The organism is Ruegeria sp. AA6 (assembly GCF_056542865.1).
This window is the reverse complement of the sequence record NZ_JBQGAN010000010.1, coordinates 89,457-110,472: the sequence shown is the minus strand read 5'-3', so window position 1 is coordinate 110,472 and position 21,016 is coordinate 89,457. Positions and strand designations below refer to the sequence as shown.

Annotated in this window: 24 protein-coding genes; 14 read left to right on the top strand and 10 right to left on the bottom strand. The window is 59.7% G+C overall.

What is annotated here, in order from left to right; all coding sequences use genetic code 11:
- Position 1: 1 nt before the first annotated feature.
- Entirely contained in the window at positions 2–1,000 is a 999-nt protein-coding gene (locus tag ACR0LN_RS13615; protein ID WP_480430328.1) for an asparaginase, read from the bottom strand.
- A 178-nt stretch (positions 1,001–1,178) separates the two neighbouring features.
- Between ACR0LN_RS13615 and ACR0LN_RS13610 the strand changes: the two genes are divergently transcribed.
- The 5 genes from ACR0LN_RS13610 to ACR0LN_RS13590 all read left to right on the top strand — a co-directional run bounded on the left by ACR0LN_RS13610 (position 1,179) and on the right by ACR0LN_RS13590 (position 4,678).
- Positions 1,179–1,712 carry an invasion associated locus B family protein gene (locus ACR0LN_RS13610; RefSeq protein WP_480430326.1) on the top strand — a complete coding sequence of 178 codons (534 nt, stop codon included), beginning with the start codon at positions 1,179–1,181 and terminating at the stop codon, positions 1,710–1,712.
- 160 nt (positions 1,713–1,872) lie between these two features.
- On the top strand, positions 1,873–2,040 hold the full coding sequence (locus tag ACR0LN_RS13605) for a hypothetical protein (RefSeq protein WP_480430325.1): 168 nt from the start codon (positions 1,873–1,875) through the stop codon (positions 2,038–2,040).
- A 134-nt stretch (positions 2,041–2,174) separates the two neighbouring features.
- On the top strand, positions 2,175–2,552 hold the full coding sequence (locus ACR0LN_RS13600; RefSeq protein WP_480430323.1) for a lysozyme inhibitor LprI family protein: 378 nt from the start codon (positions 2,175–2,177) through the stop codon (positions 2,550–2,552).
- Between the two features lie 79 nt (positions 2,553–2,631).
- On the top strand, positions 2,632–3,819 hold the full coding sequence (gene rlmN, locus ACR0LN_RS13595; RefSeq protein ID WP_480430321.1) for a dual-specificity RNA methyltransferase RlmN: 1,188 nt from the start codon (positions 2,632–2,634) through the stop codon (positions 3,817–3,819).
- Positions 3,820–4,051: 232 nt separating this feature from the next.
- The gene (locus ACR0LN_RS13590) at positions 4,052–4,678 is read left to right on the top strand and encodes a cytochrome P460 family protein (protein ID WP_480430319.1); all 627 of its coding nucleotides are present in this window, start codon (positions 4,052–4,054) and stop codon (positions 4,676–4,678) included.
- On the opposite strand, the gene ACR0LN_RS13585 is transcribed toward ACR0LN_RS13590, so the two are convergent.
- Together ACR0LN_RS13585 and ACR0LN_RS13580 are read right to left on the bottom strand one after the other, a co-directional pair.
- Positions 4,679–5,023 carry a hypothetical protein gene (locus ACR0LN_RS13585; protein WP_480430317.1) on the bottom strand — a complete coding sequence of 115 codons (345 nt, stop codon included), beginning with the start codon at positions 5,021–5,023 and terminating at the stop codon, positions 4,679–4,681.
- Entirely contained in the window at positions 5,020–5,937 is a 918-nt protein-coding gene (locus tag ACR0LN_RS13580) for a DnaJ C-terminal domain-containing protein (RefSeq protein ID WP_480430316.1), read from the bottom strand. The genes ACR0LN_RS13585 and ACR0LN_RS13580 overlap by 4 nt, the downstream gene beginning before the upstream one ends.
- A 145-nt stretch (positions 5,938–6,082) precedes the next feature.
- Here ACR0LN_RS13580 and ACR0LN_RS13575 point away from each other — a divergent pair, with 145 nt between their 5' ends.
- Positions 6,083–6,466, top strand: coding sequence for a hypothetical protein (locus ACR0LN_RS13575; RefSeq protein ID WP_480430314.1), 384 nt, complete (start codon positions 6,083–6,085; stop codon positions 6,464–6,466).
- Here the strand turns inward: ACR0LN_RS13575 and ACR0LN_RS13570 are convergent, their stop codons facing one another.
- Together ACR0LN_RS13570 and ACR0LN_RS13565 are read right to left on the bottom strand one after the other, a co-directional pair.
- Positions 6,467–7,564: a cystathionine gamma-lyase gene (locus ACR0LN_RS13570; protein WP_480430312.1), complete on the bottom strand. Its 1,098-nt coding sequence runs from the start codon at positions 7,562–7,564 to the stop codon at positions 6,467–6,469.
- 3 nt (positions 7,565–7,567) lie between these two features.
- A complete protein-coding gene (locus ACR0LN_RS13565; RefSeq protein ID WP_480430311.1) occupies positions 7,568–8,410 on the bottom strand; it encodes an LOG family protein in 843 nt (280 codons plus the stop codon).
- 79 nt (positions 8,411–8,489) lie between these two features.
- Between ACR0LN_RS13565 and ACR0LN_RS13560 the strand changes: the two genes are divergently transcribed.
- A complete protein-coding gene (locus ACR0LN_RS13560; protein WP_480430309.1) occupies positions 8,490–9,401 on the top strand; it encodes a threonine/serine dehydratase in 912 nt (303 codons plus the stop codon).
- Positions 9,402–9,508: 107 nt separating this feature from the next.
- Positions 9,509–10,336: a 2,3,4,5-tetrahydropyridine-2,6-dicarboxylate N-succinyltransferase gene (dapD, locus tag ACR0LN_RS13555; RefSeq protein ID WP_480430307.1), complete on the top strand. Its 828-nt coding sequence runs from the start codon at positions 9,509–9,511 to the stop codon at positions 10,334–10,336.
- 57 nt (positions 10,337–10,393) lie between these two features.
- On the opposite strand, the gene ACR0LN_RS13550 is transcribed toward dapD, so the two are convergent.
- Positions 10,394–10,729: a cupin domain-containing protein gene (locus ACR0LN_RS13550; protein WP_480430306.1), complete on the bottom strand. Its 336-nt coding sequence runs from the start codon at positions 10,727–10,729 to the stop codon at positions 10,394–10,396.
- A 106-nt stretch (positions 10,730–10,835) separates the two neighbouring features.
- On the opposite strand from ACR0LN_RS13550, the gene ACR0LN_RS13545 reads away from it, so the two are divergent.
- Positions 10,836–11,180 (top strand): hypothetical protein, encoded by a 345-nt coding sequence (locus tag ACR0LN_RS13545; RefSeq protein ID WP_170388822.1) that lies wholly within the window; start codon positions 10,836–10,838, stop codon positions 11,178–11,180.
- On the opposite strand, the gene ACR0LN_RS13540 is transcribed toward ACR0LN_RS13545, so the two are convergent.
- Positions 11,177–12,235, bottom strand: coding sequence for a transporter substrate-binding domain-containing protein (locus ACR0LN_RS13540; protein WP_480430304.1), 1,059 nt, complete (start codon positions 12,233–12,235; stop codon positions 11,177–11,179). The two genes, ACR0LN_RS13545 and ACR0LN_RS13540, sit on opposite strands and share 4 nt — an antisense overlap.
- Before the next feature lie 208 nt (positions 12,236–12,443).
- Here ACR0LN_RS13540 and dapE point away from each other — a divergent pair, with 208 nt between their 5' ends.
- From dapE to rnr, 3 genes are read left to right on the top strand one after another with little or no spacing between them, the layout of a single operon-like run.
- Positions 12,444–13,583, top strand: a complete 1,140-nt coding sequence (gene dapE / locus ACR0LN_RS13535; RefSeq protein WP_480430303.1) for a succinyl-diaminopimelate desuccinylase — start codon at positions 12,444–12,446, stop codon at positions 13,581–13,583.
- A 3-nt stretch (positions 13,584–13,586) separates the two neighbouring features.
- Positions 13,587–14,162, top strand: a complete 576-nt coding sequence (locus ACR0LN_RS13530; RefSeq protein ID WP_480430301.1) for a TIGR04282 family arsenosugar biosynthesis glycosyltransferase — start codon at positions 13,587–13,589, stop codon at positions 14,160–14,162.
- Between the two features lie 47 nt (positions 14,163–14,209).
- Positions 14,210–16,468: a ribonuclease R gene (gene rnr / locus ACR0LN_RS13525; protein WP_480430299.1), complete on the top strand. Its 2,259-nt coding sequence runs from the start codon at positions 14,210–14,212 to the stop codon at positions 16,466–16,468.
- On the opposite strand, the gene ACR0LN_RS13520 is transcribed toward rnr, so the two are convergent.
- On the bottom strand, positions 16,459–16,845 hold the full coding sequence (locus ACR0LN_RS13520; protein ID WP_480430298.1) for a DUF1801 domain-containing protein: 387 nt from the start codon (positions 16,843–16,845) through the stop codon (positions 16,459–16,461). The two genes, rnr and ACR0LN_RS13520, sit on opposite strands and share 10 nt — an antisense overlap.
- Positions 16,846–16,956: 111 nt before the next feature.
- Here ACR0LN_RS13520 and ACR0LN_RS13515 point away from each other — a divergent pair, with 111 nt between their 5' ends.
- Both ACR0LN_RS13515 and ACR0LN_RS13510 read left to right on the top strand, forming a co-directional pair.
- A complete protein-coding gene (locus ACR0LN_RS13515; protein WP_480430296.1) occupies positions 16,957–18,255 on the top strand; it encodes a lytic murein transglycosylase in 1,299 nt (432 codons plus the stop codon).
- A 151-nt stretch (positions 18,256–18,406) separates the two neighbouring features.
- Positions 18,407–18,670 (top strand): hypothetical protein, encoded by a 264-nt coding sequence (locus ACR0LN_RS13510; protein WP_480430295.1) that lies wholly within the window; start codon positions 18,407–18,409, stop codon positions 18,668–18,670.
- 96 nt (positions 18,671–18,766) lie between these two features.
- Here ACR0LN_RS13510 and ACR0LN_RS13505 read toward each other — a convergent pair whose 3' ends face one another.
- Positions 18,767–20,164 carry an aspartate aminotransferase family protein gene (locus ACR0LN_RS13505; RefSeq protein ID WP_480430293.1) on the bottom strand — a complete coding sequence of 466 codons (1,398 nt, stop codon included), beginning with the start codon at positions 20,162–20,164 and terminating at the stop codon, positions 18,767–18,769.
- A 75-nt stretch (positions 20,165–20,239) separates the two neighbouring features.
- On the bottom strand, positions 20,240–20,923 hold the full coding sequence (locus tag ACR0LN_RS13500; protein ID WP_480430291.1) for a GntR family transcriptional regulator: 684 nt from the start codon (positions 20,921–20,923) through the stop codon (positions 20,240–20,242).
- Positions 20,924–21,016 lie beyond the last annotated feature (93 nt).

Genomic DNA, 21,016 nt, shown 5'->3' with positions numbered 1-21,016 from the left:
CTTAGCCGGGGAACCTCGGCGCTGGGCGGATCACGCCGCATTCAAACCCTCGGCGGCTGTATTGAATGGCGTTCATGAATTTGCGGGTGGCCGAGTGATCGGCCTCCAGCACGCCCAGATGCACCAGAATGGCGGCGATGGCGCATTCGCTGGCGCGGGTCGTGCCGTCGGTTATCTTCAGTGCCACGCCCATGCGCTTTTCCGGGATGATGGCGACGAAAACGGCTTCGGCCCCGGTCTTGATCGCGGCGCGGCCGCTCATGGCGCGCATCAGCTCCGTGCAGGCGCGGTTCTCGCCCGCGACGAGCTCGGGGTGCTTTATCATTGCGGCGGTCAACTGTGCCGCCGCATCGCTGGCCCGATCCGACCGGTCAGCGGCCGAGGCAAACCACGCCATCGATCGCGCCAGCCCCGTCAACGAAGTTGCAAAGTTCGGCGCCGAACAGCCGTCGATGCCATAGGCCGGGCTGGTCTCGCCCGTGGTTTCTTCGATCGCTGACAGGCAAGCCTGTTGGACCGGGTGGTCGATTTCCAGATATTCCGGGCCTGCGCCCATATGCTGCGCCACGGTCAGGAACCCGCAATGCTTGCCCGAGCAATTGTTGTGAATCTGACAAGGCGTGTCGTCGGCTAGGATCAAACCGTCCCGCGCCGCCATGTCGTCGGGTTCTTGCGGGCCGCAACGCAGATCATGCTCGCTCAGGCCCAGATGGTCCAACCACGCCGACACCCGGTCCGTATGGATATGCGCGCCGTTATGTGAGGCGCAGGCCAGCGCCAGATGTTCGCTATTGAGTCCATATTTTGCGGCGGCACCGGAAGTAATCAGCGGCAGCCCCTGAATCATCTTGGCCGAGGATCGCGGATAGATCACCGCATGCGGATCACCCCAGCTTTGCACGATCTGGCCGCTGTCATCACAGATCACTGCGTGGCCCAGATGCAGGCTTTCCAACAGGGGACCTCGCCACAGTTCTGTCATTGGTACCGGCTGCGTCATCTGGCCCCTCCTTAATATGCGCAAAATTCTGCCAATCGCCCTTTCGCCTGTGGCGAAACCTGCGTTAGTGTGTGTATGTCGACAATCATCGGAATACGCAACTTACAGACGAACCGGCAAGGTCCGCAGGCATTTCCGATGGGTATGAGGTTTTAGGTCGAGCTAGGAGGCTGGACAAATGGGATCGAAACTCGTCCGTGTGATTGCGGGCCTGTGCGTGGCGGGGATGGCCACAACTGCAACCGCTCAGCAGGCGACAAGCACCAACCGCGTGGCGGCTAAGACCGATTGGAGCGTATTCGTCGAGGATGATCCCACCGAATGCTGGAGCGTGTCTGCCCCTAAGGAAACCGTCAACACGCGCGGCGGTCGGGTGGTTTCGGTGCGCCGCAGCGACATCCTGCTGTTTGTGTTCTATCGACCCAATGCCGAAGTCAAAGGTCAGGTGACCTTTACCGGCGGTTATCCCTTTGCCGCTGGCTCTACCGTCAACCTTGAGATTGACGGAACCGAGTTCGAACTGATCACTGAAGGCGAATGGGCCTGGCCCGCAACCGAAGGCGAGGACTTGAAAGTGGTCGCGGCCATGAAACGCGGGACCGAGGCTGTGCTGACTGCGCGCTCTGAGCGTGGCACGCAGACCAAGGATACTTTCTCGCTGCTGGGCTTCACCGCAGCGATCGAAGACGCCGAGACGCGCTGCACCAACTGATCCGAATCCGCAGGCATGCTAAACCCCGTCTTTTGGCGGGGTTTTTGTTTCGAAATACCAAAGGTCTTTACGCCACGTCTGTCCGCAAATTTGATCGGCATCAAAGCGAGTCACTGACATTTCTGAACTAATCAGTTCAGAGCTGGGAAGGAGCTTGCAAATGCTGAACAAATCTCTTGCCGTGTTGATGATTATGGCTGCCGCATTGCTGAGTGCATGCGAAAAGGGCAGCGATACATATCCTGTCTCTGGCGAGCAGTGTGGTCCGGAAGATCCCGTCAAAACTTTGGATGCTGCAGATTGTAACATCCTGCCTCCGGGCGTTTGAAACGTCCGTTTTTTTCAAGACTGGTGAAAAGGGTTCGGTCGCAGCGGGTTGCCCTGTGGCCGAACCAAAACGGGACGCTGGTCAAACACGTGCTACGTTGGGCGCATAGGAAGCGTCTTTTGTAGGAGCAGACAATGCGCCACGTGCTAATGGTTTTACTGGTTTCATCACCTGCGTTCGCCGATCCGACATTGGAATGTTCAGATGCGAGTTCACAGGTCGAGATCGGATCATGTGTCGGAGAAATGGAAGAGAGGGTCAATCTGGCCCTGGAGGCCAGTTATGGTTTCGCCATGCAGGCTGCCAAAGAGTTGGATGATGTAACGGAACGCGTCGTCGCCCAACCCGCGTTGGAAGCCTCACAAGACGCATGGACCGGATACCGGGACGCACAATGCGAGGCCATTGGCGCCTCGTACGGTGGAGGATCAGGAACCGGCATCGCCATCACCGCCTGCCGTGTCGATCTGGGGCGTGCGCGCGTGGACGAATTGCTGCGCTATGCAAATTAAGCGCGACGATTTCTTTTGATCTTTGCGCGCGATCCTATATAGAGGCGCATCCCAAGCCAGAATCCGTTGAGATAGCCACATGTCGCCCAAAGCGCCGATCACTCAAGACGTCATGACCATCCCCCGCAAATTGCCCGAGGGGAAGATTAACCTTGTCGGCCTGACACGGGACCAGCTGCGGGCAGTGCTGATCGAAAACGGCACGCCTGAAAAGCAGGCTAAAATGCGCACTGGGCAAATCTGGCAGTGGATTTACCAATGGGGCGCGCGCGACTTTGGTGAGATGACCAATCTGGCGAAGGCCTACCGCGCGCAATTGGCCGAGAATTTCGTGATCGAAATCCCCGAGGTTGTGACCCGTCAGGTTTCCGAGGACGGCACCCGTAAATACCTGTGTCGCATCGCGGGTGGCCATGAGGTTGAGGTGGTATATATCCCCGAAGAGGATCGCGGCACGCTGTGTATCTCGTCTCAAGTGGGCTGCACCCTGACCTGTTCTTTCTGTCACACGGGCACGCAGAAGCTGGTGCGCAACCTGACGGCAGCCGAGATTGTCGGGCAGGTGATGATGGCGCGCGATGATCTTGAAGAATGGCCGGTCCCAGGTGCGCCCAAGGACGAAACCCGCTTGCTGTCCAACATCGTTCTGATGGGCATGGGTGAACCGCTTTATAATTTCGACAACGTCCGCGACGCGATGAAGATCGCCATGGACCCCGAAGGAATTTCCCTGTCGCGCCGCCGGATCACTCTGTCGACCTCGGGCGTGGTGCCTGAAATCGCGCGCACGGCCGAGGAAATCGGCTGCTTACTGGCGATTTCCTTCCATGCGACCACTGACGAAACCCGCGATGTGCTGGTGCCAATCAACAAGCGCTGGAACATCGAAGAGCTGTTGCAGGCTCTGGCCAGCTACCCCAAAGCGTCGAACTCGGAGCGGATCACGTTCGAGTACGTGATGCTGGATGGTGTCAATGACAGCGACGAGGATGCGCATCGCCTGATCGACCACATCAAGCGTCACAACATCCCTGCCAAGATCAACCTGATCCCGTTCAACGAATGGCCCGGCGCGCCGTATAAGCGCAGCTCGAACAACCGTATCCGGGCTTTTGCCAATATCATCTATCAGGCCGGCTATGCTTCACCGATCCGCAAAACACGCGGCGAGGACATCATGGCAGCCTGCGGTCAGTTGAAATCGGCGACCGAACGCGCGCGCAAATCCCGCAAGCAGATTGAGGCCGAGGCCGGGCTGCAAGGCTGACAAGCAGATTGTGTCCGGTTCGACGTCAATAATTTAATTTCCGGGCCGCTGTTTTTTGCATTCGAAATTTGTTATATTTCGCATGCTGGGGCTGGAACGCGCATCTCACTCTTGCGCACAAAGCGGTGAAAACCGTCGGTCGGCTGTGGCGCGTTTGTTCAGGGCCGCTATCATTTTCCAAGTATGACGTGCGGCGTTCAGGCGAACCTTATGAACCAGGTGGGCCATTTTTATGATTTTACAATTCACACGTGCTTTTTTGATTGTTCCGGCAGCACTGTTGATTTGCGGTGTTTTTGCCGCAGACGCCGTTGCCCAATCTACCGGCGAAGACGCGCATATCGCCATCGAAAACCCGGCGGATCTGTCGAAGGAAGAAGCGTTGCAGATCTACAATTCTTTGCAGCGGCGCATGGCGCGAGGCTACGACGCCGCAAAGCTGGATTTGTTGATGAACTATCAGAATTGGCCATTGTTCAATGATGCACCCTATATCTCGGCCACTCACGGTCAGCGGTTCGTAAACAGCTATGCCAATCGCATGGCGCATAACTACGGCACCATGCAAGAGGGTGAAAAGCTGCCCGTGGGCTCGGTTCTGGCCAAGGACAGCGTCACCGTCACCGACGAAGGCAACATCCATCCCGGAGCCTTGTTCGTGATGGAAAAATTGCCCGAAGGTGCCAGCCCGGAAACGGCCGACTGGCGGTACATCATGGTGTTGCCGGACGGGTCTCTGTTTGGCGATACGACGGGGTTTCGTGCGTCGGCGGTCGCCTATTGCCACGAGTGCCACGAAGCAGTCGCGGATCGGGACTATACCTTCTTCGTGCCCGAGGAATACATCGCCAACAATTGACTACCCTCTCTTGAGTCGCGCGGTGCCGATCACTTCGATCAGAGTCTGGCGGATCGGTTCGGGTTGTGCGTCCACGGCATTTAGAACTTCGCGTAGTTCTGCGCGTAACCCGTGCATCTGGTCGATCAGAGAGATCATCATCGACAGTGCATCGGGCTCCATCTCGTACTGATCGTGCAACTCACAGGCCAGTTCCAGGCGCGCCACGTCGAGGCTTTGATAGACGAGGCCCTGTTCGGTTTGTTCGGGAATAACGATCTCGGCGGCCAGATATTCTGTTAACCTGGTCGAGGTCAGGCGGGTGACGGTTGCGATCAGCTGCTCTTCGGTCAGGGTGCGGGTCATGACGGCATTCCTTTCCGCGGATCATAGCTGTGGTTCTCGCGCCATGTTTCCATGAATTGCTTCAGGTCTTCGTCGATCTGGTCTGGCATCGTCACGGTCAGCTCGATCAGCTGATCCCCGCGCTCGGTTGAGCCGCGTTTCTTTACCCCTTTGCCCCGCAGACGCAGGGTCTTGCCGCTGCTGGTGCCTGCCGGAACGCTGACATTGACGCCACCGTCGATGGTGGGGGCGGGCACCTTGCCGCCCAGAATGGCCTCATCGATGGTGATCGGCAGGGTAATGTGGATGTCGTCGCCCTGACGGTCAAAGACCGGGTGTTTCGCGACCGAGACTGTGACCAGCGCGTCGCCCGGTGGCCCGTCACCAAAGCCCGGATCACCTTTGCCGCGCAGACGGATGGTCTGACCGTCGGTGATACCGGCGGGGATTTTCACTTCGATCCGATCGCCATCGGGCAGAGTCAGTTTCTGGCTGGCGCCGAACACCGCATCCAGAAAGCTGATCTGCAGGTTGTAGGCGCGATTATGCCCCGGCGCGTGGAATTCATGGGTGCGCTGACCGTATCCGCCACGGCCCCGCATGAACTCGGCAAATATATCCGACATGTCGTCCGGGTCTGCCTGACGGCCGCGATAGGGGTTTCCTGCGGCCTCGGAGTATTCGCGGTAATACTGCTGCTGAGGGCGTTCCTGACCCGAGGCGTCGATCTCACCCCGGTCGTATTGCCCACGCTTTTCGGGGTCTTTCAGCAGGTCATAGGCTGCGGCTGCGGCCTTGAATTTGGCTTCGGCCTCGGCGTCACCGGGTTTCAGATCAGGGTGGCATTCCTTGGCGATACGCCGATAGGCCTTTTTGATCTCGGCGTCGCTGGCGTCTTTGGCGACACCAAGGGCGGAATAGGGATCGTCGCTCATCTCACCTCTCGCGGGTCGGACTGAACAGGTTGGTTTTATCATGCGTTTTCAACGACCCAAAAGGAAGAGGGTTTTGAAACCGCTCGCAAATCCCAATAGGTCTGTTAACATATGCATGTTTCGAATTGTTTTGACGGAGACCCCCATGACGCGCAGACTCAAATCCATTCTGGCCCTGCTGGCCGGGAATGCCATAGGGTTGTTGCTGGCTGCGATTTTGCTGCCGGAATTTGCGATCCGGCCGATCTCGTTCATTGTGGTGGTGATCGTCTTTACACTGGTGCAGTGGATCGCTGAGCCATTGATCCTGAAGCTGGGTGAAAAAAGAGCGCCCGCAATAAAGGGCGGGATTGCCTTGATCGTGACCTTCGTGGGCCTGCTGATCACCGATTTGGTCACCAATGGGCTGACTGTGGGCGGGATTTCCAACTTGTTGGCTGCGACGCTGTTGGTCTGGCTGGGCGCGTTGATCGGCAGCATCGTTTTGCCGATCTATGTATTCCCCGAGTTGCGCGAGCCTAAGAAGTAATCACAGCGCATTCAGGCTGGCGTCGATGGCTTGCCAGAGTTCTTCCACGGGTTCGCATCCGACCGACAGGCGAATGAAGGCGGGGTCGACATCGTCGCCCCACCGCGCGCGGCGCTCGGCTGAACTGTGGACACCGCCGAAGGAGGTGGCGGGGCGCAGCAGCGGGCAGGCATTGATGAAGGTCTCGGCTTTCTCTTCGCTCTCTAGCGTGATCGACAGAAGGAACCCGAACCGTGTGGTCTGCGCCTTGGCCAGCGCGTGCGACGGATCTGTGGGCAGGCCGGGATAGCGGATGAGTTTCACCGCCGTATGGTCGGCCATCCGTTCGGCCAACGCCTGAGCCGAGCTGCACATGCGGTCAAAACGCACGTCCAGCGTTTCCAGCCCGCGATGCAGCAACCAAGCCTCATGGGGGCCGGGGATCGCGCCGGACACGCGTCGCCATTCCTCGACACGCTCCATGATCTGCGCATTGCGACTGGCAACATGACCCATCAGCAGGTCCGAATGTCCGCCCATGGCCTTGGTATCCGATGCCACCACCATGTCGATGCCCATATCCAGAGGCCGCTGACCCAAAGGCGTCATGGTCGTATTGTCGGCAATCGTTATCCCTCCGACGGCACGCACGGCTTGGGCGATGGCGGGCAGGTCCATCATGTCCAGCCCGGGGTTCGATGGGCTTTCGACAAAGACCACATCGAACCCGTCAAATCCGCCCTCGGCAAAGGTGGTTGTCGGACGCTCGGTGACTGAAACGCCCAGCCCGGACAAAAAGCGGTCGGCCAATACCCGCGTGACGTAGTAACCGTCCGATGGGATCAATAGGCGCGACCCGGCTTTCACGGTCGCAAACAACGCGGCCGAGATCGCCCCCATGCCCGACGGGAAGGTCAGGCAGGGCGCATCTTCCAGATGGGCCAGAACGTGTTCCAGATGCTGCCATGTGGGGTTGTCGACCCGGCCATAAGTGGGCAGGCCATCGGGTGCGCCGGGAAGATGGAACATGCTGCTTTGGGTCAACGGCAGCGCCACTGGCTCGCCCGCGTTCAGGGTATTGCCGCGCAGATGCAGCATCTCTCCGGTCTTCGGCGCCATCCCTCAGCGCCCCGGGATTTCGTCGCGGGGTGGGGCGGGTTCCCAGTTCTCGATGATATCGACCGCCTCTTGCGCGGTGTCGACAAAGCGGAACAGGTCGAGGTCTTCGTCCGAGATGGTGCCCGCATCGGCCAGCGCCTCCCAGTTGATGACCTTTTCCCAGAACGCGCGACCGAACAGCAGGAAGGGCACACGCTCCATCCGGCCGGTCTGGATCAGGGTGAGGGATTCGAACAGCTCATCCATGGTGCCAAAACCGCCGGGGAAGATGGTGATGGCGCGGGCGCGCATCAGAAAGTGCATCTTACGGATGGCAAAATAGTGGAAGTTGAAGCTGAGGTCCGGCGTCACGTATTCATTCGGCGCCTGTTCGTGTGGAAGCACGATGTTCAATCCGATGGAACAGCCGCCCGCGTCCTGCGCGCCGCGGTTCCCGGCCTCCATCACGCCGGGGCCACCGCCGGTGACGATGACGTTCTCACGGCAGCCGGTTTCATTCGATTTCTCGGTCATCAGCCGGGCGAACTCGCGCGCCTCGTCATAGTACTCCGACAAGTTGGCCAAGGTCTGCGTTCGTGCAGTGTGCTTCTGCGACGGCTCAGGAATGCGCGCTCCGCCGAACATGACGATGGTCGAGGTGATCTCGCGCTCGGTCATGATCATCTCGGGCTTCAGCAGTTCCAGTTGCAGGCGCACTGGACGCAGCTCATCTCGGCACAGGAAATCGTCATCGGCAAAGGCAAGGCGATAGGCGGGTGAGCGTGTTTGCGGTGTGTCCGGCACCTCGCTCGCGGTCGAGCGGTCGGTCTGTGCGTCGCGGAAAGGGCTGAGGCGGTCTTCTCTCATGGATGATGGTTCCCTGCTTGCGTGTTCCTCAAACAGCTATAGGGTTCGCGGGCAGAGCGCCAGTCACGGAAGAACAACAATGAATTGGAAGAGTGAGATTTCAGCAGCCGCCGACCGCATCGCCGGGTATGCGCAGGTGACGCCGGTGATGGAAAGCCACGTGCTGGGCTATCCGGTCGAGATGAAGCTGGAGCATCTGCAACACACCGGCAGTTTCAAGGCGCGCGGGGCGTTCAATACATTGCTCAGCATGGACGTGCCCGAAGCGGGTGTCGTGGCGGCGTCCGGCGGCAATCATGGCGCTGCGGCGGCTTACGCGGCACGGGCGCTGGGGTATCCGGCAAAAATCTTCGTGCCAGAAATCGCGGGGCCGTCCAAGATCGCCCTGATCGAACAGACGGGTGCTGATCTGAGTGTGGTGTCAGGTGAATATGCCAACGCGCTGACCGGGGCGCAGGACCATGAAAAGGCAACCGGCGCGATGCAGATCCACGCCTATGATGCGCCTGCCACCGTGGCCGGGCAGGGCACCTGCTTTGCCGAATGGGAGGCGCAGGGGTTGCAAGCTGACACTATCCTAGTTGCCGTCGGTGGCGGCGGCCTGATCGCCGGGGCGCTGGGCTGGTTTCAGGGCACGCGCAAGATCGTGGCGGTTGAACCCGAAACCTCCTGCGCGTTGAACGCGGCCTTGCAGGCGGGTGAGCCGGTGGATGTCACCGTCTCGGGCATTGCGGCTAACGCGCTGGGCGCGCGGCGGATCGGGTCGATCTGTTTTGGGTTGGCGCAGGGGATGACCGCGGTTTTGGTGTCCGATGACGCCATCGCCGAGACACAGCAACGTCTGTGGCGGGCGCATCGAATTCTGGTGGAACCGGCTGGCGCGACGGCCCTGGCGGCTTTGACCTCGGGGGCGTATCAGCCTGCGCCGGGGGAACGCGTCGCGGTGCTGGTCTGCGGCGGAAATATCGCGCCTGACCCGTTGAACGGCTGAAACCGCAGCAATCAGCCGCAAAGGGCGCGTTCTGCGTCGCATTGCGGCCAGTCCCTTGCTTGCGTATAGGCAACACCAACGTGAACAGATTCTGCAGGGAGCCGCAAATGTCCAACGCGCAACTGGAAGCCGCCATCGAATCCGCCTGGGAGGCGCGCGACACCATCACCCCCGCCACCACCGGCGAGACCCGCGAAGCGATTGAAGATACGCTGAACGCGCTGGACAGTGGTTCGCTGCGTGTGGCCGAAAAGCTCGACAGTGGCGACTGGCATGTGAACCAGTGGGCCAAGAAGGCGGTTCTGCTGGGGTTCCGCATCAAGGATATGGAAATCCAGAACGGTGGCCCTCAGGCCGGTGGTTGGTGGGACAAAGTGGACAGCAAGTTCGCGGGCTGGGGTGAGAACCATTGGCAAGCCGCCGGTTTCCGCGCCGTCCCGAACTGCGTGGTCCGCAAATCGGCTTATATCGCACCGGGCGTAGTGCTGATGCCGTCTTTCGTGAACCTGGGCGCTTATGTCGACGAAGGCACCATGGTTGATACATGGGCCACTGTTGGGTCCTGCGCGCAGATTGGTAAGAACGTTCACCTGTCGGGCGGCGTTGGCATTGGCGGGGTGTTGGAGCCGATGCAGGCCGGACCGACCATAATCGAGGATAACTGCTTTATCGGTGCGCGTTCCGAGGTGGTCGAGGGCTGCATCGTACGCGAAGGCTCGGTTCTGGGCATGGGCGTGTTCATCGGCAAGTCGACCAAAATCGTCGACCGCGAAACCGGTGAGGTCATGTACGGCGAAGTACCGCCCTATTCGGTGGTTGTTGCCGGTTCGATGCCGTCCAAGAACAATGTCAGCCTGTATTGTGCCGTCATCGTGAAACGGGTGGATGAAAAAACCCGCTCGAAAACCGGGATCAACGAGCTGCTGCGCGACTAATCCCGGAAGCAGAATTGAATGAGGGCTGTAGCATTGCTGCAGCCCTTTTTTGTTGCATTATTCCTTGATCGGATAACGGTCAGACTCTTCAAACACGTCAATGACCCGGGAACCGGCCTTGATCGTGCCGCCATGAACGACGCCAGAGGGGATCGTATAGCTGTCGCCTGGGCGATAGGTCTTGGTTTCCTCGCCAATGGTCAGTCTGACCTCGCCCTCGATCACGGTGCCCCATTGTGCCTTGTGCGAATGCGCAGGCAGTTCGAAATCCTTAAGGAAGGTGAAAAACGCGACCAGACCAGACTCTGATCGGATCACTGCGCATTGCACCACGTCGTCTGGGAAAGGTATGTCGAGTTGCGGAAAATCAGTAATGAAATCAGGGTAGGGCATGAAGGCGTCCTTTGTAGTCAGTGTGCCGGCACTATGGTGGCGTCGCATGGGATCCGCAATTCCCAATCGCTTGACCGGGCGCGGTCGCGCCGCTATGGCCCCCTGCATGGAAAAGCAAAAGAAACCCTCTCGTCAGCAAGTCTATACCCTGCTTGTGCAGATCGGCCGTAAGGATGGCGATGGCCTGCCCGAAGGCGCAACCGGGGCGGCGCTGATGTGTTTTGCCAGCGGTGTGGATGAGGCCGAGGCCGTGCGCGAAACCGTGGCGATCCTAAAGCAGGCCGATACGGCTCCGCTGGATGTCACTGGCTATGGCACTCTGGCCGAGCGTGAGGCGCAGGGCCATGACATCGACCCGGACGAACGGGCGCTGATGCAGCGGGCTTTGGACGAAAACGCGGTCATCGTCGCACAGATGACGCCGTTTTTTGGAGATGAGGAACCGGCTTAGTTCCGCACCCCGAACCACTTGCGGTAAATCTCGTCATAGGTGCCGTCCTCGCGCAGGGCCAGCAGCGCCTGATTGACATCTTCGACCAGAGGCGATCCGGTTGGGAAGGCGATGCCATAGCTTTCGCGCAGGAACACGCCGCCGGTCATGGTGGCGATCCGGCGCCCTTGATGCACCGCATAGTAGGACAGGATCGGTGCGTCAAAAACCACGGCGTTCAGGTCCTTGTTTTCGAATGCGGTCAGCATCTCTTGCAGCCCCGGATAGCCGGTGAATTCAATCTCGCGCCGGTTCAGGAAGTTCGCGGCGGTTGAGCCTGAAATCGTGCCAACTTGCTTGCCATACAGGTCGTTGACTGAGTTTACGTTGCCAGTAATCGCATCCACCGTCATGACCGAAGTGATCCTGGCGGTAAAAACCGAGACGATGAACAGGGATGAGACAACCAGTACCACGCCCAACAGGCGGCCAAACAGAGTGCGCGGCATTCGTTCCTCGAACCCGCCATTCACCACCAGATTGAGCGCCCACCAGAAGGACGGAAACCAGGCTTCGTTCAGCTTGCGGTCGAAATAGGGCTGTGAGCGGCGTTCAAATCCCCACATCAGCATGCCGCCACCCAGCAGGATGGCAAAGGCCAGACCAATGGCGATAAACAGCTCGCGCGACAGCAATGCTTGCAGCAGCGATGGTCGACGCGCGGCATCGGACGGGACCATGATTTGCAGGCCGGCCTCAAAGATGGGCTGGCTGAAATCCATCTGCGTCTCGCGCGCGGCAGTGATCGAGATATTGGCGATGGCCAGATCGGCTGACCCGTCCTGCACTGCGCCCAGCATGTCACCAAACCCTTCGACGCGATCGACCGAATAGTCCCAGCTCAACGATTGCGCCAGCGCCGCAAGCAAGTCCATGGAAAACCCGGTCTGAACCCCGTCTTCAACATAGGAAAACGGAGGGCGGGTCACCGTGGTGACATTCAGTGCCTGCGCCTGGCTTTGCTGTGCAAGAACCGTGAACGTCAGGCAGATCAGTGCGAATAGCGCGCGTATCATCGTCAAGTACCTGTTTCGCGCGGCTCTAACGCAATTTTGATCGGCGCGGCAAGGTGATCGCAGGGGAAAGGCGCGTGTTTTATTGGGGTGTCAGGCTGATGCCAGAGCAAAAAAGCCCGAAGATTCGCGGTGGCAGGGGTTGGCAATTGGTCCAATTCGTTGAATCTGTGCGCGATCCAGTGCGCGAATGAACCAAAGGGGCCCAAGAATGACTGATCCGGTAGAACTGACGGCAGACCTGATCCGTTGCCCATCGGTCACACCCGAGGAAGGTGGCGCTCTGGTGTTGCTGGAAAAAAGGCTCTCGGATGCGGGGTTCGAATGCACTCGTGTCGACCGTGGCGGCATTAGCAACCTTTTCGCGCGGTGGGGCGACAAAGGCCATGCGCGCAGCTTTGGGTTCAACGGTCATACCGATGTGGTGCCGGTCGGGGATGAGGCCGCTTGGACCAAGCCTCCGTTTGGTGCGGAAATCCTCGATGGCGTGATGTACGGGCGTGGGACCACCGATATGAAATCCGGCGTTGCGGCTTTTGCCGCTGCCGCTATGGATTTCGTGTGCGACACACCGCCTGATGGGGCCGTCATTCTGACGATCACCGGCGATGAGGAGGGCGACGCCGTGGACGGCACAACCGCGTTGCTGGATTACATGGCCGAGGCGGATGAAAAGATGTCGGTCTGTCTGGTGGGTGAGCCGACCTGCCCAAACACGATGGGCGAGATGATGAAAATCGGGCGGCGCGGCTCGATGACAGCATGGTTCACGGTGACGGGCGTGCAGGGGCATTCGGCCTATCCGAATCGGGCCAAGAACCCACTGCCCGCCATGGCGCATCTGATGCATCAATTGGCCAGCCACGAGTTGGATCAGGGCACGGATCACTTTGACGCTTCGACACTGGCGGTCGTCAATATCGACACGGGCAATCAGGCGACCAACGTGATCCCGGCACAGTGTACCGGGGCAGTGAACATCAGATTCAACGATCTGCATTCCGGTGCGAGCCTGAGCGACTGGCTGAAAGCCGAAGCCGCAGCAGTGGTCAAGGCATATGATGTTGAGGTCGACACTAAAATCAAAATCTCGGGCGAAAGCTTCCTGACCCCGCCCGGCCCTCTGTCCGATCTGGTGGCGCAAGCGGTTGAGGCGGAAACCGGAATTCGGCCCGAGATGTCGACCACCGGCGGTACTTCGGATGCGCGGTTCGTCAAGAACCACTGCCCGGTGGTCGAATTCGGTCTGGTTGGTCGCACAATGCATCAGGTGGATGAGTGTGTTGAGGTGGCCCAGATTGACCAACTCAAAGCGATCTATTCACGTATCCTGCGGGACTATTTCGCCTGATCCATGCAGCGCACTCTGGTCATCATGGTGAAAGAACCGCGCCCGGGCCGGGTGAAAACGCGCTTGGGGCGGGATATTGGCCTGGTTGGAGCGGCCTGGTGGTTTCGGCACCAGACCCGGTCACTGATCCGACGACTGAGGGACCCGCGTTGGCAAATCGTGCTGGCGGTCGCCCCCGACAGGGAAGGTTTGACTAGTCGCATCTGGCCCGCTGACCTGCCCCGCGCGGCGCAAGGGCGGGGGGACCTTGGCGACCGGATGGGGCGGATGCTGCGGGGCATGCCAATCGGGCCGGTCTGTCTGATCGGCGCGGATATTCCGGGCATCACACGGGGACATATCGCGCAGGCTTTCAAGGCACTGGGTCACGCCCAGATGGTGTTCGGCCCCGCACCGGACGGGGGGTACTGGCTGGTTGGCGCGCAGCGCTTTGGTGCGTTGCCGCCGCGCTTGTTCCGCAACGTTCGCTGGTCGACCGAACACGCACTGGCCGATACGCTGGCTTCGGTTCCCGGCACGCGCGTGGCGCTATTGGATCAGTTGCGCGATGTCGACACAGTAGCTGATCTGAAACGCTGATCCTTTTTAGTCATGACGCCGTCGCACCGCCGTGCTAGGCCGGAATTATGACTCGCATCCCCACCAAGCAGGAGGTCCTTGACTGGATCTCGGCGAACCCCACCCTGACCTCGAAACGCGATATCGCCAAGGCCTTTGGTATCAAGGGCGCGGATCGGATCGACCTGAAACGCATCCTCAAGGAACTTGAGGCCGAAGGGCATCTGGAAAAGCGCAAGCGCAGCTATCGCGACCCGGATCGCCTGCCGCCAGTCAGTGTGTTGCAGGTGAAGGCTCCGAACGAGGATGGCGACCTGTTTGCACGGCCTTTGGAATGGCACGGTGAGGGCGTGGAACCCATCGTGCTGATCGTCACCCGCGCCAGCGACCCGGCACTGGGCGAGGGCGACCGCATTCTGGCCCGCCTGACTGTGGTGCATGAGGAAGACCACAATTACGAGGCCCGACTGATCCGACGCATCGGCACCAACCCGCGCAAGATCGTCGGCATCTTCCGCAAAAGCGCCGAGGGCGGGCGGATCGTGCCCATCGACAAGACCGGTCAGACGGAATGGCTGGTCCACGACGGGGCCGTTCTGGGTGCGAAGGATGGCGAGTTGGTCGAGGCCGAGCAAGCCGGACCCAAGAACCGCATGGGTCTGCCCCGCGCGCGTATTGTCGAGCGGCTGGGTGACCCGTCGGCGCCCAAGGCCGTGTCCCTGATTGCCATCCACCAACATGGCATCCCGGACGACTTCCCGGACAAGGTGATCGCCGAAGCCGACAAGGCCAAACCCGAGGGCCTGAAGGGGCGCGAAGACCTGCGGGATATGCCACTGCTGACCATCGACCCCTCGGATGCGCGAGATCATGACGATGCGTGTTACGCCCATTCTGATGACGACCCCAATAACCCCGGCGGGCATGTGATCTGGGTCGCTATTGCCGATGTCGCCGCCTATGTGCAGCCCGGCACCGCGCTGGACCGAGAGGCGCGCAAACGTGGCAATTCCAGCTATTTCCCCGACCGTGTGGTGCCGATGCTGCCGGATCGTCTGTCGGGCGACTTGTGCTCTCTGCACGAAGGCGTTCCGCGCGCGTGTATCGCCGTGCGGATGCAAATCGACGCGGACGGCAACAAGATTGGTCACCGGTTCGTGCGCGGCCTGATGCGCTCGGCTGCCTCGCTGCATTACGCCGAAGTGCAGGAAGCTATCGATGGCAATCCCAACGACCGCACCGGGCCGTTATTGGAACCAGTGCTGAAACCGCTCTATGCCGCTTATGCCGCTCTAAAAAAGGCGCGCGCGGTGCGGCAGCCGTTGGAACTGGACCTGCCGGAACGCAAGATCGTGCTCAGCGATGCGGGCGAAGTGACCAGCGTAGCCTTCCGCGAACGGCTGGACGCGCATAAGCTGATCGAGGAATTCATGATCCTCGCCAATGTCGCTGCCGCCGAGACACTGATCGCCAAGCGCCGCCCGCTGCTGTTCCGCGTGCACGAGGAACCGGCGCCCGAGAAGCTGGAAAGCTTGCGGGAAACGGCGCAGGCGGCGGGACTGAACCTCGCCAAAGGGCAGGTTTTACAAACCCGTCATCTGAACGCGCTGCTGAACGCCGCCGCCGGGACTGAGGATGCGGAACTGATCAACCTCACAACCCTGCGGTCGATGGCACAGGCGTATTACAACCCCGAGAATTTTGGCCATTTCGGGCTGGCGCTGCGGAACTACGCGCATTTCACTTCGCCGATCCGGCGCTACGCCGATCTGATCGTGCATCGCGCGCTAATTTCGTCACATGGTTGGGGTAAGGACGGGCTGACCGAGGATGAAATCGCCCGTCTCGAAGAAACGGCCACCCATATCTCGGACACTGAACGCCGCTCGATGATGGCCGAGCGCGATACGACCGACCGCTATCTGGCGGCCTATCTGAGCGAGCGCGTCGGCAATGAATTCTCGGGCCGGATCAGCGGCATCGCCCGGTTTGGTGCATTCGTCAAAATGGATGAGACCGGCGCAGATGGGCTGGTGCCCGTGCGATCATTGGGCCGCGAGTTCTTCCATTTTGACCGCGAGGCCGGAACCCTGATGGGCTCGGACACCGGGCTGATCATTGCCATCGGCCAGCGCGTCACTGTGCGCCTGACCGAGGCCACACCCGTCACCGGCGGGCTGGAGCTGGAATTGCTGTCGATAGACGATCAGGCCCTGCCGCGCGGTCGTGGCCCGAAAGGCCGTCCGACCCGGCGCAAGGCGGTCAGCACCAAGCGCAAGAAAGACAAGGTCAAACGCAAGGTTGAACGCAAACGCCGTCAGAGGTGATAGGTCAGCGCCCGTGCAATCAGCCAGCCGTGGCGTGTGGGATCGATCTGCGCGGGGTCGTCGAACAGAACGGCTCGGTTGCCATCCAGCTGATCCTCACCCGGAAAAGCCGAGGTGAAATCGCCCATCAACCGGCTTTGGCAATGCACGAATATCGCAAAACAGGCCGATTTATGTGCGCCGACCCGGATTGTCGAACCCTTTGGCGACAGATAGGCGGGCTGCCCCCAGCGCAGCGCCTCTTGCAGAGGCTGCGCGGCCGGTAAAGACGCGGCGGTATCGAAGATCAGATCGCGCAGGATCAGTGCGCCGGAACGGGCCTCCTTTGGCAATGCATCATACGCAGCGGCCACTTTGGGATCGGCAAAAGGTGTCATGCCAGCAGCTTATCCCTTTTGGCCGCTTACGTCAGAAGTTTTGGTCTGGGCCCTTTGTGAATTTCACGTTTTGCGCTATCCTGACCCCGAGCAGTAATCAGGATTTTCGGAATGCGTAAATGCACAAGTGGCATCATAGCCGCTGCATTATGGGCATCCATTGTGCAGGCGGAATCCCTTAACACGGCGGACGGGTCGCAGACCTTTCAGCTGGCCTCGGCCGATATGGTGGTATCCCTCCGACCGGTCGTGCGGCCCACAGCCAAGGAGTATCGGGTGTCAACCGAAGGAAACGCGCGATTTCAGGCGTGGTTGGGGGCGTTTCGCGAGCGTGCGCTCGAACAGGGCATTTCCCCCGCAACGCTGGATCGGGCACTGACGGGCCTGACCTATAACAAGAAGATCGTCGAACGCGATCGTAATCAGGCCGAGTTTACGAAGCCAATCTGGGAGTATCTGGATTCTGCGGTCTCGGATACACGGATTGCCAATGGTCGTGCGGGGCTGGAACGCCATCATGCGACCCTGACCCGGATCGAGGCGCAATTTGGCGTCGAAAAAGAGGTCGTCACCGCGATCTGGGGGCTTGAGACCGCGTTCGGGACGTTCCGGGGCAGCGACCACACGATCCGTTCGCTGGCGACGCTGGCCTTTGACGCTCGGCGGGCGCAGTTCTTTGAAACCCAGCTGATCGCAGCGTTGCAAATCATTCAAGCGGGCGATGTCAGCCCCCGCAACATGGTCGGCAGTTGGGCTGGTGCGATGGGGCATACGCAGTTCATGCCAACCTCGTATCTGGATCACGCGGTGGATTTCGACGGCGACGGTCGGCGCGATATCTGGTCGGATGATCCGACGGACGCGCTGGCCTCCGCCGCCGCCTATCTGGCGCGCCACGGCTGGACCAAAGGCCAACCCTGGGGGGTCGAAGTGCGCCTGCCCGAGGGGTTCGACTATGCAAGCGCAAAGCGGGACCATACCCTGTTGCCCTCGGCCTGGGCCGCGCGCGGTGTGGTCGGGCGTGACGGCAAGCCCGTGCCGGATCATGGGTTGGCGGCCATCCTGCTGCCCGCAGGTGGGCAGGGCGTGGCGCTGATGATTTTCGACAATTTTGGCGTAATCGAGAAATATAACGGCGCTGATGCCTATGTCATCGGCATCGGCCACCTGTCTGACCGCCTTGCCGACCGCGCCCCGTTTCAAGCCGACTGGCCGCGGGGGGATCGGGTGTTGAGCTTCACCGAGAAAAAGGAACTGCAAGCCCGGCTGACCGAGGCCGGGTTTGATACTCAGGGTGTGGATGGGCGCGCCGGGCCAAACACCACCAACGCAGTGCGGGAGTATCAACTGGCGCAAGGGTTGCTGCCGGATGGCTACGCCAGTTTGACGCTGCTGGAGCGGCTGAGGTGAAATCGTCGGGGAACAGGGAAAATTAACGCCCTTCAGGCGCCTTAGTCGGAAACACATGGTCGTTGTTGCCAATATCGTGTGACTGCCTGCCACCGCTATTGTTCACGGGATCATGGGTCCCAAGTGTGCTTCAAAGTGATGAGGCCGCTCTATGACCGATGACGAACCACAGCCAGCGAAGTACTACGACACGCGCAACATCTGGACGTTGGACCCCACATCCACGGACAAAGAAATTTACGAAGTCTTTGCCTCGGACGTTGCCAGACTTGTGCAGTTGCTAGACGAAAACGAGCCGCTCATGTCCCGAGATGTGTACGCGCGCTTTTTTGCTTCGCTTCTAGGGTTGTCCAGAGTGTTGGGAGAGTACGAAGATTGCTGGAGCCGGGGCTACTTTAACCCGGGTGAAAGGTAACAACAGTCAATTGGGTCAAGACCGAAACTGCGCGGTCGGATTTCCAAAAATAAGGGCGGCTCGTGCAAGCCGCCCTTTCTCGTAATGCAGGTTCCTTTAGGAAGCCGCCTTCATCAGCCCCTGCGCTATGATCTCGGCCTGCGCCTCGTCCAGTGACTTGTAGATCCGCACGAACATCTCGTCGATCTCTGCTGTTGTCAGGATCAGTGGGGGGGAGATGATCATCCGGTCGCCCACATGGCGCATGATCAGGTTGTTGGCAAAGCAGCGGTCGCGGCAGATATAGCCGACGGTTCCGGGCTCGGACGCGAATTTGGCTCGGCTGGCTTTGTCCGGGGTCAGCGCGATTGAGGCCATCATGCCGACGATCTTGGCCTCACCTACCAGTGGGTGATCGGCCAGCGCTTCCCACTTCTCTTTCAGATAAGGCGCGGCCACGTCTCGGACGTGATCGACGATCTTTTCCTCTTCGAGAATTCGTAGGTTCTCCAGCGCAACGGCGGCGGCGACCGGATGGCCGGAATAGGTGTAGCCGTGGTTGAACTCGGTACCGCCAATAACCTCGGCGATTTCGTCATTAACGATGGACCCACCGATGGGTGCATAGCCCGAGCTCAGACCCTTGGCGATGGTCATGATATGCGGCTTGATACCAACGGTTTCGGACCCGAACCAATTGCCGGTGCGGCCAAAACCACAGATCACCTCATCCGCGATCAACAGGATATCGTATTTGTCGCAGATGCGTTGAATTTCGGGCCAGTAGCTGTCTGGCGCGACGATCACGCCGCCCGCGCCTTGAACGGGTTCTGCGATAAAGGCCGCGACGCGATCTTCGCCCAGTTCCTCAATGGCCTCTTCCAGCTCACGCGCACGGGCGAGGCCGAATTCCTCGGGCGACATGTCACCGCCCTCGGCCCACCAATTTGGCTGGTTGATGTGGTGGATGTTCGGGATTGGAATGCCGCCCTGCGCGTGCATGCCCGCCATGCCGCCCAGCGAGGCCGAGCCGACAGAAGATCCATGGTAAGCATTCTTGCGGCTGATGATGATATTCTTGTCCGGTTGGCCTTTTTCGGCCCAATAGGTGCGCACCAGTCGGATATTGGTGTCGTTGGCTTCGGACCCACCAGCGGCAAAGAAGACATGGTTCAGATCGCCCGGTGCCAGTTCGGCGATCTTGGCGGCCAGTGCGATGGCCGGGACGTGCGTCGTTTTGAAGAAGGTGTTGTAATAGGGCAGTTCGCGCATCTGACGCGCCGCAACCTCGGCCAGTTCATCGCGGCCATAGCCGATGTTCACACACCACAAACCAGCCATGGCGTCCAGAATCTCTTCGCCTTCGCTGTCGGTCAGATAGACGCCTTTGGCACGGGTAATGACGCGTGCGCCTTCTTTTCCAAGCGAGCCATTGGCTGAAAATGGGTGCATGTGGTGCGCAGCATCCAGCGCCTGCAATTCGGCGGTGGGCATGTGGTTGGTGATGGTGGACATCCGGAAATCTCCTGAAAGAGCGTTTGGCCTACACAATATGATCAAATTTTTTTCTGTCAATCGAATCGACAGGACCTAGCCATTGGTCAGGGCCTCGGCCATCAGTTCCATGCCCTGCTCAATGTCCTGCGCAGTTGCTTTTGCCGCCCCTTTGGCATCTCCTGCGCGTAGGGCGGTGATGATATCCTTGTGTCGATCCGGCAGGCTCTGAGTGCCGAATCGACCACATACCACGCGAAGCGATGGCCCAAATCTGAGCCAGAGCCTTTCCGCGAGATCGCGCAGAATCGGGGCGTCCGCATGAGAATACAGTGTCTCGTGAAACGTATGGTTCAATTGCAGATAACCACTGACATCCCCATCCGCGATGGTGCGGTCCAGCCGTTGGTCGATACGTTCCAAATGGTCTATATCGGCGCTGCTCATGCTGGTTGTAGCGCGTCTGGAAAGCTCTGATTCTATTGATAATCTGGCGAATATCATTTGCTCGACATCGCCTTTGGACAGCAGCGGTACGCTGACCCTGCGGTTGCCTTGAAAAACCAGCGCCCCGTCCGAGATCAGACGGCGGATCGCCTCGCGTACCGGGGTCATTCCAACCCCCAGAGAATCAGTCAGTCCCTGGATCGTAACGGGTTGTCCGGGCACCAAGTCACCGAACATGATCTGCGCCTTGAGGGTTTGATACACCTGTTCATGCGCAGGCTGTTTTTCAGCCTTTTCGTTTGTGCCGGGTGCCTTATTTTTGATCAAATCCAATTGGTTTGCCCTATTTCCGATGATGGTGGCTTGTCAGGTTTCTAACCTCGTGAAACCATACGCGGGATCGAGGGAAAACGCAAAACTTGATCA

Excerpts from the sequence above, each read along its gene's own strand:
- dapD (WP_480430307.1), top strand. The coding sequence starts at position 9,509 with ATGTCCAACGCGCAACTGGAAGCCGCCATCGAATCCGCCTGGGAGGCG.
- ACR0LN_RS13545 (WP_170388822.1), top strand. The coding sequence starts at position 10,836 with ATGGAAAAGCAAAAGAAACCCTCTCGTCAGCAAGTCTATACCCTGCTT.
- ACR0LN_RS13565 (WP_480430311.1), bottom strand. The coding sequence starts at position 8,410 with ATGAGAGAAGACCGCCTCAGCCCTTTCCGCGACGCACAGACCGACCGC.
- ACR0LN_RS13530 (WP_480430301.1), top strand. The coding sequence starts at position 13,587 with ATGCAGCGCACTCTGGTCATCATGGTGAAAGAACCGCGCCCGGGCCGG.
- ACR0LN_RS13540 (WP_480430304.1), bottom strand. The coding sequence starts at position 12,235 with ATGATACGCGCGCTATTCGCACTGATCTGCCTGACGTTCACGGTTCTT.
- ACR0LN_RS13510 (WP_480430295.1), top strand. The coding sequence starts at position 18,407 with ATGACCGATGACGAACCACAGCCAGCGAAGTACTACGACACGCGCAAC.
- ACR0LN_RS13610 (WP_480430326.1), top strand. The coding sequence starts at position 1,179 with ATGGGATCGAAACTCGTCCGTGTGATTGCGGGCCTGTGCGTGGCGGGG.
- ACR0LN_RS13520 (WP_480430298.1), bottom strand. The coding sequence starts at position 16,845 with ATGACACCTTTTGCCGATCCCAAAGTGGCCGCTGCGTATGATGCATTG.
- ACR0LN_RS13615 (WP_480430328.1), bottom strand. The coding sequence starts at position 1,000 with ATGACGCAGCCGGTACCAATGACAGAACTGTGGCGAGGTCCCCTGTTG.
- rlmN (WP_480430321.1), top strand. The coding sequence starts at position 2,632 with ATGTCGCCCAAAGCGCCGATCACTCAAGACGTCATGACCATCCCCCGC.
- ACR0LN_RS13550 (WP_480430306.1), bottom strand. The coding sequence starts at position 10,729 with ATGCCCTACCCTGATTTCATTACTGATTTTCCGCAACTCGACATACCT.
- dapE (WP_480430303.1), top strand. The coding sequence starts at position 12,444 with ATGACTGATCCGGTAGAACTGACGGCAGACCTGATCCGTTGCCCATCG.
- ACR0LN_RS13515 (WP_480430296.1), top strand. The coding sequence starts at position 16,957 with ATGCGTAAATGCACAAGTGGCATCATAGCCGCTGCATTATGGGCATCC.
- ACR0LN_RS13590 (WP_480430319.1), top strand. The coding sequence starts at position 4,052 with ATGATTTTACAATTCACACGTGCTTTTTTGATTGTTCCGGCAGCACTG.
- rnr (WP_480430299.1), top strand. The coding sequence starts at position 14,210 with ATGACTCGCATCCCCACCAAGCAGGAGGTCCTTGACTGGATCTCGGCG.
- ACR0LN_RS13580 (WP_480430316.1), bottom strand. The coding sequence starts at position 5,937 with ATGAGCGACGATCCCTATTCCGCCCTTGGTGTCGCCAAAGACGCCAGC.
- ACR0LN_RS13505 (WP_480430293.1), bottom strand. The coding sequence starts at position 20,164 with ATGTCCACCATCACCAACCACATGCCCACCGCCGAATTGCAGGCGCTG.
- ACR0LN_RS13600 (WP_480430323.1), top strand. The coding sequence starts at position 2,175 with ATGCGCCACGTGCTAATGGTTTTACTGGTTTCATCACCTGCGTTCGCC.
- ACR0LN_RS13585 (WP_480430317.1), bottom strand. The coding sequence starts at position 5,023 with ATGACCCGCACCCTGACCGAAGAGCAGCTGATCGCAACCGTCACCCGC.
- ACR0LN_RS13575 (WP_480430314.1), top strand. The coding sequence starts at position 6,083 with ATGACGCGCAGACTCAAATCCATTCTGGCCCTGCTGGCCGGGAATGCC.
- ACR0LN_RS13570 (WP_480430312.1), bottom strand. The coding sequence starts at position 7,564 with ATGGCGCCGAAGACCGGAGAGATGCTGCATCTGCGCGGCAATACCCTG.
- ACR0LN_RS13605 (WP_480430325.1), top strand. The coding sequence starts at position 1,873 with ATGCTGAACAAATCTCTTGCCGTGTTGATGATTATGGCTGCCGCATTG.
- ACR0LN_RS13560 (WP_480430309.1), top strand. The coding sequence starts at position 8,490 with ATGAATTGGAAGAGTGAGATTTCAGCAGCCGCCGACCGCATCGCCGGG.